A 1,516-nucleotide genomic window follows, 5' to 3' on the forward strand; every position below is an offset into this window, starting at 1 on the left:
CCGTTCACATCGGCCAGCTCGCGTGGGAAGCGATCATCGCTGCCCCATCCGCCACTATTGGGCGTGTAGGCCGAGATACCAGTGTGCAGAGCTTCGAAGCGCCCGGTCGTCCCGGTATCATGAACCTCAAGCTGGTATGTACCAGTAGCTGAGGAGAACGCACCGGCGCTGACGTAGTAGGTGCCGCTAGTGTTGGCGTGGATAGCCAACTCCGAGTTGAGGCCATAGCCACCATCGTCATTCTGGGTCAGCAAGGTTCCAGCTGCGTTGTAAAAACGCAGCAATGGATCTGTCAGGGTGCCGTCACCCGTAGAGGCGCCATTTTCTTGGATAATATAATTGTGCCCTCCTAGAAGCTGAATTCCTAGCCAATCTGTGTCGCCAGCCGTATCGATTGTGCCAGACGCGTCGACTCCAACGGTGAGGCGACCTGCTGTGGCAGGTGTGTTACCATAATCATCCGCCATATCATCGATCTCCGCTCTGATTCTGGAGCCACTATTGTCTTCGCGGCGCCCCACTGCTCTGAAAGTCAAGATTGTCATTAAGGAGTGTGTAAATTTTCCGTTCGTTAGGCTTGCGATTTTTAACCAGCTTTTCAACTATCATTACGCTACAAAGCCGCAGATTGGCTTTTCGTCAAGTGGGCGACCGTTGGGAAACTTGCCTAACAACTGCATAGGTCGTGACAATAAACCTGTGCGCACATGCTGGAAATAACAGGCGCTCGCCGGAAAACGTCATCTCCTTGGAGAAAAAATCAGTCATAATAGCATATTCCGTACTAAAATTCTTTATCTTAAGCAAGTTTTGTCTTAGTAAACATCGGTGGATAGAACGAACAGGCACAACCGCTTGAATCTCTTACAGGCAGGGTTCCTGAAAATTATATAATGTGCATGGGCTGTGTCAACCGTATTAATTAAACCCGGCTCGACGCCCTATCAGAATGTTTTGCCGCTGCCTTCAACAAACACACTTGAACAGGTTATTTCAAAACTCTTCCGGGTGGGCGAAGGTTAATGTGTCCTTCGGGAGAGGGGCCTGTCATTCATACCAGAGGGAGCGGCTGGCCTGGCCCTTTGGAAAGTGGTCTTCCCTGAGGTATGATGGTGTGTAACGGCCCTGCTAGCGGCAGCGCTGATCTGGGTTCTGATTCCTGATCAGCTCTCGAACGCAGAGGAACCGAACATGTCTGAGATCCACGTCGTCGGTCTCGATCTAATCAAGCAGATCTTTCAAGTGCACGCGATCTCCTCGGAGGCCGCAGTAGTGGTGAAGCGGCAGTTGCGTCGCTCGCAGGTGCTGACGTCTTTTCCAAGCTGTCATCCTGCCTCGTCGGGATGGAGGCGTCCGGTGGTGTTCATTTTTTGGGCGCGTGAGAACTCAAGGATCGGCCATTGAATGCGTCTCATGCACTAGCACTACTTTGGCAGACTGAGGGAACACGGTAGGTTTTTGCGGATTCGCAAGCCACGGCGATGGGCTTGGGGGGATCGCGATGCCGGCGGCTGCG

At 52.6% G+C, this 1,516-nt stretch carries 1 protein-coding gene and 1 pseudogene; one reads left to right on the top strand and one right to left on the bottom strand.

Features of this window, described 5'->3' with window-relative positions; all coding sequences use genetic code 11:
* Window positions 1–467 (bottom strand): annotated as a pseudogene (locus ASF49_RS23795) (hypothetical protein); the annotation flags it as partial.
* Window positions 468–1,191: 724 nt separating this feature from the next.
* Between ASF49_RS23795 and ASF49_RS23800 the strand changes: the two are divergent.
* The gene (locus tag ASF49_RS23800; protein ID WP_156653051.1) at window positions 1,192–1,404 is read left to right on the top strand and encodes a hypothetical protein; all 213 of its coding nucleotides are present in this window, start codon (window positions 1,192–1,194) and stop codon (window positions 1,402–1,404) included.
* Window positions 1,405–1,516: the final 112 nt, after the last annotated feature.

Origin of the sequence: Methylobacterium sp. Leaf104 (genome assembly GCF_001422885.1) — a bacterium.
GTDB lineage: Bacteria > Pseudomonadota > Alphaproteobacteria > Rhizobiales > Beijerinckiaceae > Methylobacterium.